A 14,931-nucleotide genomic window follows, 5' to 3' on the forward strand; every position below is an offset into this window, starting at 1 on the left:
CATGATCGGCATCATGCGCCAGAGCCCGGATTCCGCATGATCGCCATAGATGCCGGGCACGACCTAATTCACGATGCGGTCATGATCATAAAAGTCTCCGCATAGAAGTCCACAAGAACCGGCAACCATTTCAGCGGTAGAGGCGTCATAAGTAGGGGAAGGATCTCCAAATATGAGTAATTCGTCGGGGCACGGGGAGGAGTGATTTCATGGCCGCGGCGATCTTCATTCTCACAATGATCGGCTTAGCAAGTGCCTTCTTCGAGCTGACACTCGGTTCCCTTTCAGGGGCCTCGCGCACTGGAGTTGCGCGCGAGGATAAGGAGACCGTGCAGCTCAGCGGGCATGCCGCGACCGAGGTCGAGGTGGGCGCGGTCAAATGAATTGACCAATGAAATCGCCCGACTTCATCTCCTGGCCTCCCGGTGCGACCACCGGGGGGCTAATCTCTGCCCATGCCGCACGTGTTGCTCTGGCTCCACATCGCCTTCGCGATTTTCACCATCGGCCCGGTCACGGCCACCACCATGACCACCCCTCGCTATATCCGGGCAAAAGACGTCAATGTGGTGCGCTACCTGCACCGGGCCACTCGGATCTTCGGTGTCGGGACTCTCGGTGTCTTCCTCTTCGGCGCCCTGCTCGGCGGCAGCTCCCTGGGCCGGCCATACCTCTCGGTCTCGATGACCTTGTTCATCGTGGCGCTCGTCCTGCTTGTGATCATCGACCGGGATCAGCGCAGCGCCGTCCGAGTGCTCTCCGCGAAGCCTTCGGACGGCGAAGCCGGAGCTGCGGACCTCAAAGTGCAGACGGCCCGGATCGCGACCCTCGCCGGGATTGTCTCGCTGATCTGGCTGGTGATCCTGGTGCTGATGATCTGGTTCTGACACCCGCCCCGCAGCCCCTTGGTTTCGGCGGCACCGGATCACGGGGCCGGCACGTCACAGAGACAGGGCCTGCGACAGGCCGGCGAGCAGATCCTCGACCGACTCGATGCCCTGTCACAGAGCCAGGGCCTGCGACAGGTCGGCGAGCAGATCCTCGACCGACTCGATGCCCACCGACAGCCGCACGAGGTCGCCCGGCACCTCCAGCGGAGATCCGGCGGCCGACGCGTGCGTCATGCGCCCCGGGTGCTCGATCAGCGACTCCACCCCGCCGAGCGACTCCCCGAGCGTGAACAACTGCGCCCTGTTGCACACCTCCACCGCGGCCTCCTCTCCCCCGGCGACCCGGAAGGAGACCATGCCGCCGAACCGCCTCATCTGCTTGGCGGCCACCTCGTGCCCGGGGTGACCGGACAGCCCGGGATAGAGCACCGACGCCACGTTCGGGTGGGCCTCAAGCAGCTCCACCACGCGCTCGGCGTTGTCGCAGTGGCGGTCCATGCGCACCCCGAGGGTCTTGATGCCCCGCAGCGTCAGCCACGCGTCGAACGGCCCGGCCACCGCACCCATGGCGTTCTGGTGGTAGACGAGCTCCTCGGCCAGCCCACTGTCGGCCGCGATCAGCGCGCCGCCGACCACGTCGGAGTGCCCGCCCATGTATTTCGTGGTCGAGTGCACCACCACGTCGGCGCCGAAGGCCAGCGGCTGCTGGAGGTACGGCGAAGCGAACGTGTTGTCGACCACCAGCCTGGCCCCGCCGTCCCTGGCGACCTGCGCGAGCGCCGCCATGTCGGCGATGCCGAGCAGCGGGTTGGTCGGGGTCTCCACCCAGACGACCTTGGTCTCGGGGCGCATGGCCGCGCGCACCGCGTCGACGTCGCCGAGCGGCACCGGGGTGTAGGCGAGGCCCCAGCGCTCAAGCACCCGGGCGAAGAGCCGGTATGTGCCGCCGTAGGCGTCGTCCGGGATCAGCACGTGGTCGCCGGGACGGCACACCGCGCGCAGCAGGGTGTCCTCCGCGGCGAGGCCCGAGGCGAAGGCGAGTCCCCGGACACCGCCTTCCAGGGCGGCGAGGCACTCTTCGAGTGCGGTCCTCGTGGGATTGGCCGAGCGGCTGTATTCGTAGCCGGATCGCAGGCCACCGACGCCGTCTTGCTTGTATGTGGATGTCGCGTAGATCGGGGGCACGACCGCGCCGGTCAGCGGGTCTGCTTCCTGACCTGCGTGGATGGCTAGCGTCTCGAAACCTTTGTTCATGCCGCCCACGCTATCCCCCGCCGGGGGGCGTTTCGGCGATCCCCAGTGACTGTGCATGACGACCGAGCCGATCCCGGTTCGACTCGGTCTTGTGCATGTGGGTGCTTTCCGAGGCATCAGCCTAGGTCAGAGGGGGTGTGGTGAACTGCGGTCACTTGGCGTGTCGTTCGGCTTGTGCCGTACCGGTCACAGAAAGTAGGTGGATTTCCTGGCTGTATGGGATCGTTCTCAGGCGGCCTGGGTCCCGCAGACGCTCTCGCCGCGCAGCGGCAGCCGCACGACGTCGGCCGAGTGCCGGGAAACCGGGATGTGCCGGCCACTCGACCCCTTGGTGTCCTCGCCGTTGATGCGGGACAGCAGCACCGGGTCCGCCAGGGCGCACAGGGTGACGATCAAGGTTCCCACGGCCAGAGCGACGATCGCGATGACGGTCATTTTTCCTTCCCCCTTCGACGTCTTCAATCTTGCGTCAAAGAGGCGTTAGCGCACGTCGGCCGAAGGTGGGGTTGGGCAATGGGAGGGTCGGCCGAACGGTTGATATGAGCATTGCACTTCCGGCCTAAGCTCAATGTCCGTGGCGGACACGCATCGCATCGTGGAATGGATCAGAAGGCTCAGCGAGCTGGCGATGATCAGTGTGCTCGCCATGGCACTTCTTCTCGACATGCTCTATGTGAGGTTTAACCTTTTCCAAGGTCTCCTGGCCTTCAGCGGGATCGTCGCCACCGCCGCCGTCATCTTTCGGCGGCGGGTGCGGATCGCCGGGTTTCTCATCGTCCTAGTGGTTTCGTTGATCGTCTCCTTCGTGGCGGGAATCGACGGCTCCTACGGCCTGCCGGGATTCTCGGAAACCATCGCCATCGGCATTCTGACCATCGGTGTGCTCCGCTGGGTGGAGCCGATCAGGAACGCCGTCTTCCTCGCCGCGCTGTCTATGATCGTGCTCCAGGTCTCCGCCGCCACCCGGTCGGGCGGTGCGGAGACGAATCACTTGATCTTCGCGTTCCTGCACTTCGTGGGCTGGGCCGGCGCCGCTGGGATCGGGGGATATCTCCGCTTTCAGCAGGAGCGCCGCCGCAGCGCCGTCAGGGCCGTACGGCGATCCGAGCGCCTGGAGCTCGCCCGCGAGCTGCACGATCTAGTCGCCCACCACATCACCGGCATCGTGGTCCAGGCCCAGGCCGCAAGGACGGTCGCCGAATACAAACCCGACGCCGTGCTCCCCGCCCTCGACGCCATCGCCGCCTCAGGCACCGACGCCCTTACCTCCATGCGCCGCCTCGTCGGGGTGCTCCGGGCCGACGAGGCCGCACGCACCCCCGGGACCTCGTTCCAGGACCTGCGCGTCCTGGTCGAACGTTTCTCCGAGAACGGCCCCAACGTCGCCTTCGACATCGGCATGGGCGTCACAGAGGCCCAGCTCGCCCCCGAGGTGATGACCACCCTGCACCGGGTGCTTCAGGAGTCCCTCACCAACGTGCGCAAACACGCCCCCGCCACCGGCTGGGTGGAGGTCGACCTCCACCGGACCGAACGCCGGCTCCGCCTGCGTGTGCGCAACTACGGCTCAGCCGTCGACAGCAAGTTCTCCCGCCTTGGCGGCGGCTTCGGCCTGGTCGGCATGACCGAACGCGTCGAAGCCCTCGGCGGTCGCCTGTCCGCCGGGCGCACCCCCGAGGGCGCCTGGCAGGTGATGGCGGAGTTCCCCGTGTGAGCTCCGCCGTACATCGAGGCGGCCTGGGCCGCTTATGACCGGCCGTACGGAAGCCTGCTGCAACCGCCTGGAGGGCAGCCCGGCCGCCGGCACCTCCCGGCACCGGAACGGCAGGACGGCGCGGCGGGGCACCTCAACGGACAGCACAGCAGCACACCCCGGCGGGCAGCACGGTAAGGCACCCCGGCGGCCGGGGCGCCTGCCCACCCTGGACGGGAGGCGCGCCGCGGCCGTCAGGCGTTGGTCGCCAGGAAGCCCAGCAGGTCCTGCCTGGTGAGGAGGCCGACGGGCTTGCCGTCGTCGAGGACCACGGTGGCGTCCGCTTTCTCCAGAGCCTCGACGGCACGGGAGACGGGCTCGCCGGCGCCGATCATGGGAAGGGGCTGGGACATGTGGCCGGAGATGGGATCGTCGCCGCGAATACGCCCCCGATAGAGGCCGTCGAGGAGTTCGCGCTCGATGATGGACCCGACGACCTCGGCCGCCATGACCGGCGGTTCCTCCTTCATCACGGGAAGCTGCGACACGCTGTACTCCCGCATGATGGCGATGGCCTCGTTGACCGTCTCGTGCGGGTGGACGTGCACGAACTCCGGCATGGCCGAGCCCTTGCGGCCGAGGACGTCGCGGACGAGCCCTTCGTCGCTGGTCTCGGTGAGGAAACCGTAGTCGGCCATCCACTCGTCGTTGAAGATCTTCGACAGATAACCGCGCCCGCCGTCCGGCAGCAGGACGACGATCAGGTCGTCGGGTTTGGCGGTGGCGGCGACGCGGAGGGCCGCCACGACCGCCATGCCGCAGGAGCCGCCGACGAGCAGGCTCTCCTCACGGGCGAGCCGCCGGGTCATCCCGAAGGAGTCCTTGTCGGCCACGGCGATGATCTCATCGCAAACGGTCGTGTCGTAGGTCGCGGGCCAGATGTCCTCGCCCACACCTTCCACGAGGTACGGACGACCGGTGCCGCCCGAGTAAACGGACCCCTCGGGGTCGGCACCGATGATCTTCACTCGCCCGCCGGAGACCTCTTTGAGGTAACGTCCGGTGCCGCTGATCGTGCCCCCTGTGCCGATCCCCGCGACGAAGTGCGTGATCCGCCCCTCGGTCTGCTCCCACAGCTCCGGCCCCGTGGAGTGGTAGTGGGAGTTGGGGTTCTCCGCATTGGAATATTGATCGGGTTTCCAGGCGTTCGGGACTTCACGCGCGAGGCGATCGGAAACCGAGTAGTAGGAGTCCGGATGGTCGGGGGAGACAGCGGTGGGGCAGACCACCACGTCCGCCCCATAGGCCCGGAGGACCGAGATCTTGTCCTGCGCCACCTTGTCGGGCACCACGAACAGGCATCGGTAGCCCCGCTCCTGCGCGACCATCGCGAGCCCGATGCCGGTGTTACCGGAGGTCGGCTCGACGATCGTGCCGCCGGGGCGCAACGCGCCCGACTTCTCCGCCGCATCGATCATGCGTACCGCGATGCGGTCCTTCACCGATCCGCCCGGGTTGAAATATTCAACCTTCGCTACGACTTGGGCCGGCAGGCCGGCCGTCACCTTGCGCAAGCGGACCAGCGGGGTGTTCCCCATCAACTCAATCAGCGAATCGTAAATGCGCACAGCGTGGACACCTTCTTAGAAACCTTGCCGAAGTTTGTCGGCCAGCTCGGGCCGAGCTCCCCAGGGGGTGGAGGGGACTCGGCTACTTTTCACATCAAACGCTACCGTCGTGACCTGGCAGGGAGGCGCCGCCCTTGATCTGGACGCCAAGTGTGGCGCGGGCCGCACGCCGCATCGCCACCGCCGCCGCTGTCGGCGGGGGCGGGCTGACGGCGCTGGGCATGACGGCCTACGGCCTGTTGATCGCGGAGGCAATGCTCGCCCGCAAGGTCATCGGACGGCCGCACGGCATGAAGGGCCCGAGGGCCGACGGGGTGTACGGCGAGTTCCCCGGAGACCCGGTCAAGCTCGTCATGCTGGGTGATTCCACGTCGGTGGGGCTCGGGATGGACCACCCGGCCAAGACCCCCGGGGTGGTTCTGGCCAAGGGGCTCGCCTCGTTGTCCGAGCGGCCGGTGTCGCTCGTGGTGCTCGGCGAGTCGGGTGCGTCGTCGGTCGAGCTGGTCGCTCAGGTGGACGCCGCGCTCAGGGAGGAGCCCGACATCGCGGTGATCTTTATCGGGGCCAACGACGTGACGACGCAGAAGATGCCGGCGAGAGCCGTACGCCATCTCGCGGCGTCGGTGGCGCGGCTCCGCGAGGCGGGGGCGGAGGTCGTGGTGGGCACCTGCCCCGACCTTGGAACGGTCCGGCCGATCGCCCAGCCGCTGCGCTGGGTCACCCGGCGGTGGAGCCGGCAGCTCGCCGCCGCGCAGACGGTCGCCGTGGTGGAGGCGGGGGGACGTACGGTGGCCTTCGCGGATGTCCTGGGCCCGGAGTTCGCGACATATCCCCACGTAATGTTCGGACCCGATGGATTTCACCCATCTGACCGAGGTTACCAACGCGCTGCTTACGCGGTGCTACCGTCTGTATGCGCGGCGTTGGGGTTGTGGCCGCAAACACAACCCGTGCGCAGCGAAGGCTCACAACCGATTCATCTAGCGGCGGCGATGGCCGCGGAGGAATCCGGCACGGAGGTCACCGCGACCCGGGTCGCCGGTCGAGCGTTCGGCCCCCACGGACGGTGGGCGAAGATGCTCCGCCGGATGCCCTGGTCTGTGCCTGACAACGCCTAATGCCGGTCACCCTCCGCGCTCGGGCCGTCACAGCACCCCCAATTTGGAGTGGAATGACCGTGATACGGCCTTATGTGCCTCCGGCCCTCTCACTCGCCGGTGTCATGCTCCTGGCCGCGTGCGCAGGCAGTGACGCGGCCACTGCCCAGCTTCCCACCTGGACCAACTCCTCGATCAACCCGGTCAGCCGGGTCGCGGTCGCGGCCGGCACCGCGACCGCAACCTCGATGAGGCCGGACGGCAGCCTGTCGACCGTGGCCCTCGACCTGGCCTCGGGCAAGACACTGTGGACCCACCCCGCGACGATGGCCGGGCGGCTCCCCGGCATGGGTGTCCCTGCCCCCGCGATCACCACGGCGGGCTCGAAGGCGGTGATCGCCGCGATAGACCCCGCCAAGCAGGGCAAGTGGAATGCCACGTTGCACGCCCGCGACGCCCGCACCGGAAGCACGCTGTGGACACGGCCGGTGCACTCGACTTTCGGGCCCCAGCGCTGCGGGCCCTATTTCTGCGTGTCGGAGCACACGGCGTTGTCCGCCGCGCGAGTGGTGGTGCTCGATCCGGCCACGGGCAAGACGATCTGGAAGATCCCCGGGGTCGCCGAGGTCGAGTGGTCCGACGCGGGGCGGGTGATCCTGCTGCGGCTCGCCGCCAACCCCGTGCTTGAGTCCTACGAGTTGAAGACCGGCAAGCTGATCTGGCAGCAGCCCATCGACCAGGCCCTGGGCAAGAACCTCGACCTGTCGGGCGGGTGGGCCTTCGGCGCGACGGGCGACAACCTGGTCGGTTATCTCGCTCCCTACACCAATCCCCGCACGAAGCGCACATCCGGCTTCGGGCTGTTCTCCGTCAAGCTCGCCGACGGCACGGTCAACTGGATGCGCCCCTCGGTGGTGCGGGTCTACCCGAGCGGCAGCCCGGCGTTCGCCCCGGTGGTGCGCCCCGTCGACCCGGCGGGCGCCTACGGCGGATTCGCCCGGCTCGACGCCGACACCGGGCGGGTGATGGGCCAGATCGGCGCGGCCCAGGTGCCGGGTTCGGGCTGGTGGCTGGCCTTCCCGACGGGCATGGAGCGCATGGGCTTCCTCAAGCACGGGAGCCAGGGCAGCGCTTATGACATGGCGAGCGGCAGGCCCATGCCGGTGAAGGGGCAGCACGGCTGGTCGTTCTGCCAGACCGACCCCAAGCCGCTGCCGCTGCCGAGGCAGCCGTCCGGTTTCTACTCGGTGGCCGCTCTCTGCGAGTTCGATCTGGCGAGCGGCAAGCGGGTCGCCACCCCGTCTCCTCCACCCGCGTGGTTCACCGGCAGCCAGGAGGGCTGGCGAATCTGGCGGGACGAGAAGGGCACGCTCCACGGCGTCAAGGACGGCAGCCCCAGCCTCCCCGGAATGTACGGCTAGGCCCGGCCATCGTGGGTGTTCCTATGCCGGCGTCCGTCCGGGTGGGCCTCGCCGGCCGTGGGGCTTTGTCAAAATGCGCCATGACACGACGGGGCTTTTTCCAAATGACATGACACGCTGCCTTTCCGGCCCCGAGGGGTGAATGCCCGGCTACCCATTGGTAGCCTCGCGATCAGGAACATGTGCTCTTCCTCCCCGGCACATCCAGCGGCGTGCACTTCACCCGCCCACTCACCACCACACACCCCGCAATCGGTCGTGCCAGGTGGAGGAAGTGCACTCCAGGCGACTTTCACCCAGGAGAGCCACATGCCCGAGGCAGTCATCGTCGCGGCGGCGCGGTCACCGATCGGCCGCGCCTTCAAGGGGTCGCTCACCGGCATCCGCCCCGACGACCTCACCGCCCAGATGGTCCGGGCGGCCCTCGCCAAGGTCCCTCAGCTAGACCCTGCCGAGATCGACGACCTCATGCTGGGCTGCGGGTTGCCCGGCGGCGAGCAGGGCTTCAATCTGGCCCGTGTGGTCGCGGTGCTGCTCGGGCTCGACACGGTGCCGGGCGTCACGATCAACCGATACTGCGCCTCGTCCCTCCAGACCACCCGCATGGCCTATCACGCCATCAAGGCCGGCGAGGGCGACGTGTTCATCTCGGCCGGAGTCGAGGCGGTCACGCGGGCCGAGGCCCGTGGCCACTCCGATTCGTGGCCGGACACGACCAACCCCGTCTTCGCCGAGGCCGAGGCCCGCACCGCCCTCGGCGCCGAGGGCGGGGGTGACCTCTGGCACGATCCGCGGGAGGACGGGCTGCTCCCGGATCTCTACATCGCCATGGGCCAGACCGCCGAGAACCTCGCCGCGCTCAGGGGCATCTCCCGCCGCGAACAGGACGAGTTCGGCGTGCGTTCCCAGAACCTCGCCGAGAAGGCCCTGGCCAACGGCTTCTGGGAGAACGACATCACCCCGCTCACGTTGCCCGGCGGCACCGTCGTCTCCAGGGACGACAGCCCCCGCGCGGGCACGACCTACGAGGTGGTGTCGCAGCTCAAACCGGCTTTCCGCCCCGGTGGCACGGTGACCGCCGGCAACTGCTGCCCGATCAACGACGGGGCGGCGGCACTCGTCATCATGAGCGACCTCAGAGCCGCCGAGCTCGGCATCACCCCGCTCGCCCGCATCGTGTCGACCGGTGTGTCCGCCCTCTCCCCGGAGATCATGGGGCTGGGCCCGGTCGAGGCGTCACGGCGTGCCCTGTCCAGGGCGGGCATGGCCATCGGGGACGTCGACCTCGTGGAGATCAACGAGTCGTTCGCCGCCCAGGTCATCCCGTGCTATCAGGAGCTTGGCATCGACATCGAGCGGCTCAACGTCAACGGCGGCGCCATCGCCGTCGGCCACCCCTTCGGCATGTCGGGAGCGCGCATGACGTCCACCCTGATCAACAGTTTCGCGTTCCACGACAAGAGCATCGGCCTTGCGGCCATGTGCGTCGGCGGAGGCCAGGGCATGGCGCTTGTGCTTGAGCGGCTGACCTAGGGCTCCTCCGGGCAACCGTTCCAGGCGGCCGTTCCCCGGACGGGCATACCCGGGACCACCGGCCCCGGGTAACCGTTCCACAGGTCCATCTCAGCCGAAGACGTCCGGCCCCGCCCGGTCGAGAGTCACCCTGACGATCACACGCCGTTCGCGTTCCATCGCGGCACGGTAGTCCGCCCAGTCAGGATGTTCGCCGGAGATCCGCCTGTAATACTCGACCAGGTGCTCCATGGCCTCCGGCAGCGGCACGATCTCCGCGGTTCCCTCCAGTTGCACCCACGGCCCGAAGAACTTCTCGGTGAACCCGCAGAACACCACCTTGGGATTGTGGCGAATGTTGCGGGTCTTGATCGCGGTTTCCCGGGTGCTCACCACGGCATAGCCCTCTTCGTCCATGCCGATGGTCACCGGTGACATCTGCGGCCGTCCATCCGGGTGATAGGTCAACATCACCGCCCGGGGATTGCTCCGGACGAACTCGCGTGCCTTGTCTAGTTCCATAAAACAATCATGCGCCCACACCGTGTGGTGTGGGCGCTGGGGGGTTCGGGGACTCTGTGTGTTACCTGGACGTGTGTACCTGGACTGGTTGCGAGGAATCGGCGCTGCGTGGGCCAGGGGTTCGGGTTACACGAAGCCCATACGGGTACGGCGGCGACGCTCGTGCTCGTGCACGATGGCGGCCGCGTAGCCGTGGGACAGACCGTGCTCGTCGGCGAGCCAGTTGGCTCGTTCACCGCACCGGATGAAGGACGGGCCGTTGTCCAAGGCTTGGAACCACTCGGGGAGTTCGCGTCCCGTGACCACAGGGACTCGCGCGATCAGTTTGCTCTGCGTCTCCGGTGAGTGGTTCAACGACATGGGCACCTCCACGGACGAAGCTCCTTGGCTCGACACTGCCTCACGATTCCAGGAATGACAAGACCTCAAGGGGCAGCCATTTGCTGACGCGGCGTAGATCATCTGGCGTTCTCTCCTGAAAACACCAGGCCTCGCCCACAGAGAAGTGATGTCTCACTCTTGCGAAGATTCGTGGAGAAAATCCCCTAGAGATGCCTCACCCGATCGGGCCGGTAGCCATTTCGATCACGGTGGAAACCCCGTGGAGACGCCGGAAGGGCCCCGCCGAGGCGGGGCCCTTCCACATGCCTGTGCGCTGAGCGTCTCCCGGAGAGCGGCCCGGATGTCGACGCCGGTCGCCGCGCGGGTGGGAGACTAGTCGCTGCTCGAGAAGTAGCTGATCAGGCGGAGGACCTCAAGGTAGATCCAGACCAGGGTCAGCGTGAGGCCGAACGCGCACATCCAGGCATATTTCGCCGGAGCACCGCTCTTGACCGCCTCCTCCGCCTCGGCGAAGTCGAGGAGCAGGAAGAAGCAGCCGAGCAGGATCATCGCGACGCTGAAGATCCAGCCGAGCGGGTTGTCGGTGCGGATGCCGATGCCACCCGCCACAAAGAAGCCGACGACCCAGTTGACCAGCATCAGGCCGAGGGCGCCGACCGCGGCGGCCCCGACGAAGCGGACGAGCTTCGGCGTGACCCGCACGATGCGCAGCGCGTAGACCGCGAGCACACCGGCGAACGCCAGCGCCGTGCCGATCACCGCCTGCAGCACGATGCCGTTGTAGAAACTCTCGAAGGTGCGGCTGATGACACCCACGAACACGCCGTAGAACGCGGCGTAACCCAGGACCAGCGGCGGGCTGACCTTCTGCTTAAAGATCACGACGAAGCTGAGCACGATGCCGATGATGGCGGACACCACACCGGCCCAGAGCGGGACGTTGAGCACCCACGCCGCCGCACCCGTCACCACGAGGGTGCCGAGGGTCATGAACGAGCGGACCACGACGTCGTCGATGGTCATCGTCCGGTAGGTGGGCTGCACATACGACGGCGAGTCGTACATCTCCTGGAGCTGCGCCGAGCTGGGCACCGGGGCGGCGCCCCCTTGATGGCCGTAGGCCTGTCGCCGGAAAACCGGGTTCTTACTCTCCATCGCTGCCTCCACGCTGCGACCTAAACGCGATCAGATTATGGGATCGGGCGTCACGCGGCCGTCTCACGCTGATATCTATCTTCACCTTGAGCCAGCGAAAGCTTCCCGCGCCCGACCTTCAGAGGCAAGCGATTAGGCATAGCTCTCGCCGACATGGCCAACGCATGGCGTCGCTGCGTGGTTCCCGATCGCACCAGCGACTTCTCCGGCCCCACCACCTCAGCCGCGAACGCCGCATCTCCCGCCGTACCGGTAGGCAGAGGACGCACTCCGCCAACCGCCCGGCTCCGCCGTACCGGCCCTCCGCGCGTGTCCCTTCACGCACCCTGCAACGCTCCCACACCGTTCCACTCCCTGCGCCCGCCAACAAGCCTGGAAACGGAAGGCGGGCAGGTTTGGCCGCGTATCAGGACATATGCGCGAGTTACCCGAGGAGAGAGCTGAAAGATAACGATTTACAAAACGACCGGGGTCGACCACGAATACACCCCCGCGAATTCGCTCCAGCCCCCCGAGCACCCATCCGCATCGCTTTGTTACCCGCCGCTACATGACAGCGCCCGTGACCGTGTTTTCGCAGGTCACGGGCGCGTGTACGGACAAGCCGGACGGTGCCCCCGGTGGGACTCGAACCCACACGTCAACCCTTTTAAGGGGTTTGCCTCTGCCATTGGGCTACGGGGGCGCCGCAATCATACGTAACTGACCCTCTTACGAGGAGCACAACTTCGCATCATGCGCCACACATGATCACGAGCCGCGCATCGGGGCGGGCTGTGATGCCTCCGGACGAGTCAGGGCAGGGACGGCAGTGCCTAACCATGCCGGATGGAACGCCCCCGCTTCACTAATACGATCGAGGAAAAGTGTGCCGTCGAGATGATCGAGTTGATGTTGCACACAACGCGCCTCAACGGTGTCCGCGTGAACGGTGACGGAGGCGCCGCCGGGAAGATCCCCCCGGACACTGATCCGCGCGGCGCGTACGGTGCCCCCCGCGAACCCGGGGACGGAGACACACCCCTCGCGGCCCGGCTCCCAGCGGGAGGCGGCCACCAGACGGGGGTTGAGAAGCACGACCTCACCCGCGCACGAACGGGCGTGGGGGTGGCGGGAGACGTCGAAGGCGATGATCCGCAGCGGCATGCCAATCTGGGGGGCGGACAACCCGGTGTACGGCATGAGCCGCCGCAGCGTGGCGAGAAGGTCGGCCACCGCGACCGCCGTGCGGGGGTCGCCGGGATCGGCGGGGCGGGCCCGCTCGGTGAGCAGAGGATGCGGCACGGTGAGCACCCTGCGCGCGATGCCCTGAGAAACATCGGCGCCCTGGGAAACGCCGGTGCCCTCAGGAAGATCGCCGCCCTCTGGAACGTCGATGCCGGTCACATAACCTCCAGCCGCGCCGGTCGAAAGGCGATCTCCGACCCGAAGCCCGCACCTGTCGCCGTCAGTCTGCACATCAGGCGGGCTACATCGACATGGCCGGGCAGGCAGACATCGGCCACAAGCGCGTGAGAACGTCCGCTGCGCCCCGCGTTGAACGCGGTGATCCGGCCGCCGGCGTCGGCGAGCACGGCACTGAGCGCGGCGAGCACACCGGGACGCCCGGGGCCGTGGACGCTGAGCACATATCCGAGGCCCTGGTCCTGCCCGCCGAGCCGCTCCCCCAGGCCGACGACGGTGGCGACCACTCCCGGCAAGGGCGCCACACGCCGCCGCACCTCCTCGGCGGAGGCGTCGCCGGACACCAGAAGCACCATGACCGCATATCCCCCGAGCCGCGTCATCGTCGCCTCGCGGATGTCCAGGTCCGCCCCCGCGAGCACACCGCTCACCTCGGGGATCACCTCCGGCCTGTCGGCCCCCACCACCGTGACAGCGAGCAGCCCCACCCTTGGCACTCCTCCACTCACCCCTGCGAGAGGGCCGCACGACGACTCCACCACGGGTGGTACGGCTCACGCCCACGCGGGTGGATGCGAGCCGTACTCGCGCGGGTCAGCGGTTGTTGCTCGCGACCGCGTCCCTGAAGGACTCGCGCGGCCGGTGGATCTCACCGAGCGAGATGGTCTCGCGGCGGAAGAAGAGCGCGAGGGTCCAGTCCACGACCACGCGGACCTTGCGGTTTAGCGTGGGCACCCGCGACAGATGGTATGTCCGGTGCATGAACCACGCAGGCAATCCGCGAAGCTTCACCCCGTAGACGTTGGCCACACCCTGGTGCAAGCCCAGCCCGGCGACCGAACCAACGTATTTGTGGCGGTATTCCACGAGCTCCTGCCCGTTGAGGTGGCGGACGATGTTGTCGGCGAGCACCTTGGCCTGGCGCACCGCGTGCTGGGCGTTGGGCGCGCAATATTGCCCGGGGTTGGTCACGTCGGGCACACCCGCCGCGTCGCCGGCGGCGAAGGCGCCGGTGGTGCCGGCCACGGTCAGGCGCGTCGTGGTCTTGACGCGGCCGCGCTCGTCGACGGGCAGGCCGCTGTCGGCCACGACCGTGCTCGGCTTGACGCCCGCGGTCCAGACGAGGGTGTCGGCCTCGAAGGTCGTGCCGTCCGAGAGGCGCACCTCGCCGCCGACGCAGGACTCGAGGCGGGTCTCCAGGCGCACGTCCATGCCGCGCTCACGCAGCTGGTCGAGGGTCCACTTGCCCATCTCGGGGCCGACCTCGGGCAGCACGCGGTTGGTGGCCTCGACCAGCACCCAGTGCAGGTCCGCGGGCGTGATCTTCCTGTAGTAGCGCGTGGAGTCCTTGGCCATGTCCTCAAGCTCGGCCAGGGCCTCGACGCCGGCGAAACCGGCGCCGACCACCACGAAGGTGAGGGCGCGGCGGCGCAGCTCGGGGTCGTCGGTGGACTCGGCGAGGTCCATCTGGTGCAGCACCCGGTTGCGCAGGCCGATCGCCTCGCCGATGGTCTTGAAGCCGATGCCGATGTCGGTCAGGCCGGGGATGGGCAGGGTGCGTGAGACCGACCCGGCGGCCATCACGATGACGTCGTAGGAGAGGTCGCGCGGCTCGCCCTCGATGGGCTCGAAGGTGGCGGTCTTGGCGTCGTGGTCGACCTTGGTGATCTTGCCGTTGAGGATCCGCACGCGCGGGAGCACCCGGCGGAGCGGGGCGACGACGTGGCGGGGCGAGAGGTTGCCCGCGGCGGCCTCGGGCAGGAAGGGCTGATAGGTCATATAGGACTGCGGGTCGACGATCGTGATCTGCACACTTCCATCGCGCAGCTCCTTGCGCAGCCGCCGCTGGAGTCTCAATGCCGTGTAGAGGCCGACGTATCCGCCGCCGACGATGAGGATGTGATTACCGTTGCCGTTCACTGCCATGCCCATCCGTTGAAGTGCTTGTGAAAGCATTCACAAGCGTACGCGACGGTCGCCCATTGGCGCCAATCCGCCCCCCTATTAACTTCT

The 14,931-nt window shown here is 67.7% G+C and carries 15 protein-coding genes and 1 tRNA gene; 6 read left to right on the forward strand and 10 right to left on the reverse strand.

The genetic code is table 11. The annotated features are described in order from the left end of the window. Positions 1 to 209: 209 nt before the first annotated feature. On the forward strand, positions 210 to 383 hold the full coding sequence (locus Ssi02_RS16885) for a hypothetical protein (protein WP_204026498.1): 174 nt from the start codon (positions 210 to 212) through the stop codon (positions 381 to 383). A gap of 72 nt (positions 384 to 455) precedes the next feature. After that, a complete protein-coding gene (locus tag Ssi02_RS16890) occupies positions 456 to 887 on the forward strand; it encodes a DUF2269 family protein (RefSeq protein ID WP_204026500.1) in 432 nt (143 codons plus the stop codon). Between the two features lie 114 nt (positions 888 to 1,001). Here the strand turns inward: Ssi02_RS16890 and Ssi02_RS16895 are convergent, their stop codons facing one another. Both Ssi02_RS16895 and Ssi02_RS16900 read right to left on the reverse strand, forming a co-directional pair. Then, positions 1,002 to 2,144: a cystathionine gamma-synthase gene (locus Ssi02_RS16895; protein WP_204026502.1), complete on the reverse strand. Its 1,143-nt coding sequence runs from the start codon at positions 2,142 to 2,144 to the stop codon at positions 1,002 to 1,004. Between the two features lie 228 nt (positions 2,145 to 2,372). Beyond that, entirely contained in the window at positions 2,373 to 2,579 is a 207-nt protein-coding gene (locus tag Ssi02_RS16900; RefSeq protein ID WP_204026504.1) for a hypothetical protein, read from the reverse strand. A gap of 133 nt (positions 2,580 to 2,712) precedes the next feature. Between Ssi02_RS16900 and Ssi02_RS16905 the strand changes: the two genes are divergently transcribed. Continuing rightward, positions 2,713 to 3,858, forward strand: a complete 1,146-nt coding sequence (locus tag Ssi02_RS16905; RefSeq protein ID WP_373870154.1) for a sensor histidine kinase — start codon at positions 2,713 to 2,715, stop codon at positions 3,856 to 3,858. A 233-nt stretch (positions 3,859 to 4,091) separates the two neighbouring features. Here the strand turns inward: Ssi02_RS16905 and Ssi02_RS16910 are convergent, their stop codons facing one another. Beyond that, the gene (locus tag Ssi02_RS16910) at positions 4,092 to 5,465 is read right to left on the reverse strand and encodes a cystathionine beta-synthase (protein WP_204026508.1); all 1,374 of its coding nucleotides are present in this window, start codon (positions 5,463 to 5,465) and stop codon (positions 4,092 to 4,094) included. A gap of 134 nt (positions 5,466 to 5,599) precedes the next feature. On the opposite strand from Ssi02_RS16910, the gene Ssi02_RS16915 reads away from it, so the two are divergent. The 3 genes from Ssi02_RS16915 (at position 5,600) to Ssi02_RS16925 (ending at position 9,516) form a co-directional block, all read left to right on the forward strand. Next, complete coding sequence (locus Ssi02_RS16915; protein WP_239128977.1) at positions 5,600 to 6,583, forward strand: SGNH/GDSL hydrolase family protein; 984 nt, start codon at positions 5,600 to 5,602, stop codon at positions 6,581 to 6,583. Between the two features lie 53 nt (positions 6,584 to 6,636). Then, positions 6,637 to 7,983 (forward strand): outer membrane protein assembly factor BamB family protein, encoded by a 1,347-nt coding sequence (locus Ssi02_RS16920; RefSeq protein ID WP_204026510.1) that lies wholly within the window; start codon positions 6,637 to 6,639, stop codon positions 7,981 to 7,983. A 309-nt stretch (positions 7,984 to 8,292) separates the two neighbouring features. After that, positions 8,293 to 9,516, forward strand: a complete 1,224-nt coding sequence (locus Ssi02_RS16925; protein ID WP_204026512.1) for an acetyl-CoA C-acetyltransferase — start codon at positions 8,293 to 8,295, stop codon at positions 9,514 to 9,516. Positions 9,517 to 9,606: 90 nt separating this feature from the next. On the opposite strand, the gene Ssi02_RS16930 is transcribed toward Ssi02_RS16925, so the two are convergent. The 7 genes from Ssi02_RS16930 to Ssi02_RS16960 form a co-directional block, all read right to left on the reverse strand. After that, positions 9,607 to 10,017 (reverse strand): PPOX class F420-dependent oxidoreductase, encoded by a 411-nt coding sequence (locus Ssi02_RS16930; RefSeq protein ID WP_204026514.1) that lies wholly within the window; start codon positions 10,015 to 10,017, stop codon positions 9,607 to 9,609. 126 nt (positions 10,018 to 10,143) lie between these two features. Further along, a complete protein-coding gene (locus Ssi02_RS16935) occupies positions 10,144 to 10,377 on the reverse strand; it encodes a DUF4287 domain-containing protein (RefSeq protein WP_204026664.1) in 234 nt (77 codons plus the stop codon). Positions 10,378 to 10,731: 354 nt separating this feature from the next. Continuing rightward, a complete protein-coding gene (locus Ssi02_RS16940) occupies positions 10,732 to 11,514 on the reverse strand; it encodes a Bax inhibitor-1/YccA family protein (RefSeq protein WP_204026516.1) in 783 nt (260 codons plus the stop codon). Positions 11,515 to 12,126: 612 nt separating this feature from the next. Then, positions 12,127 to 12,199, reverse strand: a tRNA-Leu gene (locus tag Ssi02_RS16945). 65 nt (positions 12,200 to 12,264) lie between these two features. Further along, complete coding sequence (locus Ssi02_RS16950) at positions 12,265 to 12,900, reverse strand: peptide deformylase (protein ID WP_204026518.1); 636 nt, start codon at positions 12,898 to 12,900, stop codon at positions 12,265 to 12,267. Continuing rightward, positions 12,897 to 13,406, reverse strand: coding sequence for an ACT domain-containing protein (locus Ssi02_RS16955; protein WP_204026520.1), 510 nt, complete (start codon positions 13,404 to 13,406; stop codon positions 12,897 to 12,899). Before Ssi02_RS16955 ends, Ssi02_RS16950 begins: the two co-directional genes overlap by 4 nt. Positions 13,407 to 13,512: 106 nt before the next feature. Then, on the reverse strand, positions 13,513 to 14,844 hold the full coding sequence (locus tag Ssi02_RS16960) for an NAD(P)/FAD-dependent oxidoreductase (protein WP_204026666.1): 1,332 nt from the start codon (positions 14,842 to 14,844) through the stop codon (positions 13,513 to 13,515). Between the last annotated feature and the right edge of the window lie 87 nt (positions 14,845 to 14,931).

It is taken from the genome of Sinosporangium siamense (assembly GCF_016863435.1).
Classification (GTDB): Bacteria; Actinomycetota; Actinomycetes; order Streptosporangiales; family Streptosporangiaceae; genus Sinosporangium; species Sinosporangium siamense.

Coding starts and splice junctions, on each gene's coding strand:
- Ssi02_RS16925 (WP_204026512.1), top strand. CDS start 8,293: ATGCCCGAGGCAGTCATCGTCGCGGCGGCGCGGTCACCGATCGGCCGC.
- Ssi02_RS16900 (WP_204026504.1), bottom strand. CDS start 2,579: ATGACCGTCATCGCGATCGTCGCTCTGGCCGTGGGAACCTTGATCGTC.
- Ssi02_RS16960 (WP_204026666.1), bottom strand. CDS start 14,844: ATGGCAGTGAACGGCAACGGTAATCACATCCTCATCGTCGGCGGCGGA.
- Ssi02_RS16930 (WP_204026514.1), bottom strand. CDS start 10,017: ATGGAACTAGACAAGGCACGCGAGTTCGTCCGGAGCAATCCCCGGGCG.
- Ssi02_RS16920 (WP_204026510.1), top strand. CDS start 6,637: ATGACCGTGATACGGCCTTATGTGCCTCCGGCCCTCTCACTCGCCGGT.
- Ssi02_RS16895 (WP_204026502.1), bottom strand. CDS start 2,144: ATGAACAAAGGTTTCGAGACGCTAGCCATCCACGCAGGTCAGGAAGCA.
- Ssi02_RS16885 (WP_204026498.1), top strand. CDS start 210: ATGGCCGCGGCGATCTTCATTCTCACAATGATCGGCTTAGCAAGTGCC.
- Ssi02_RS16940 (WP_204026516.1), bottom strand. CDS start 11,514: ATGGAGAGTAAGAACCCGGTTTTCCGGCGACAGGCCTACGGCCATCAA.
- Ssi02_RS16890 (WP_204026500.1), top strand. CDS start 456: ATGCCGCACGTGTTGCTCTGGCTCCACATCGCCTTCGCGATTTTCACC.
- Ssi02_RS16905 (WP_373870154.1), top strand. CDS start 2,713: ATGTCCGTGGCGGACACGCATCGCATCGTGGAATGGATCAGAAGGCTC.
- Ssi02_RS16935 (WP_204026664.1), bottom strand. CDS start 10,377: ATGTCGTTGAACCACTCACCGGAGACGCAGAGCAAACTGATCGCGCGA.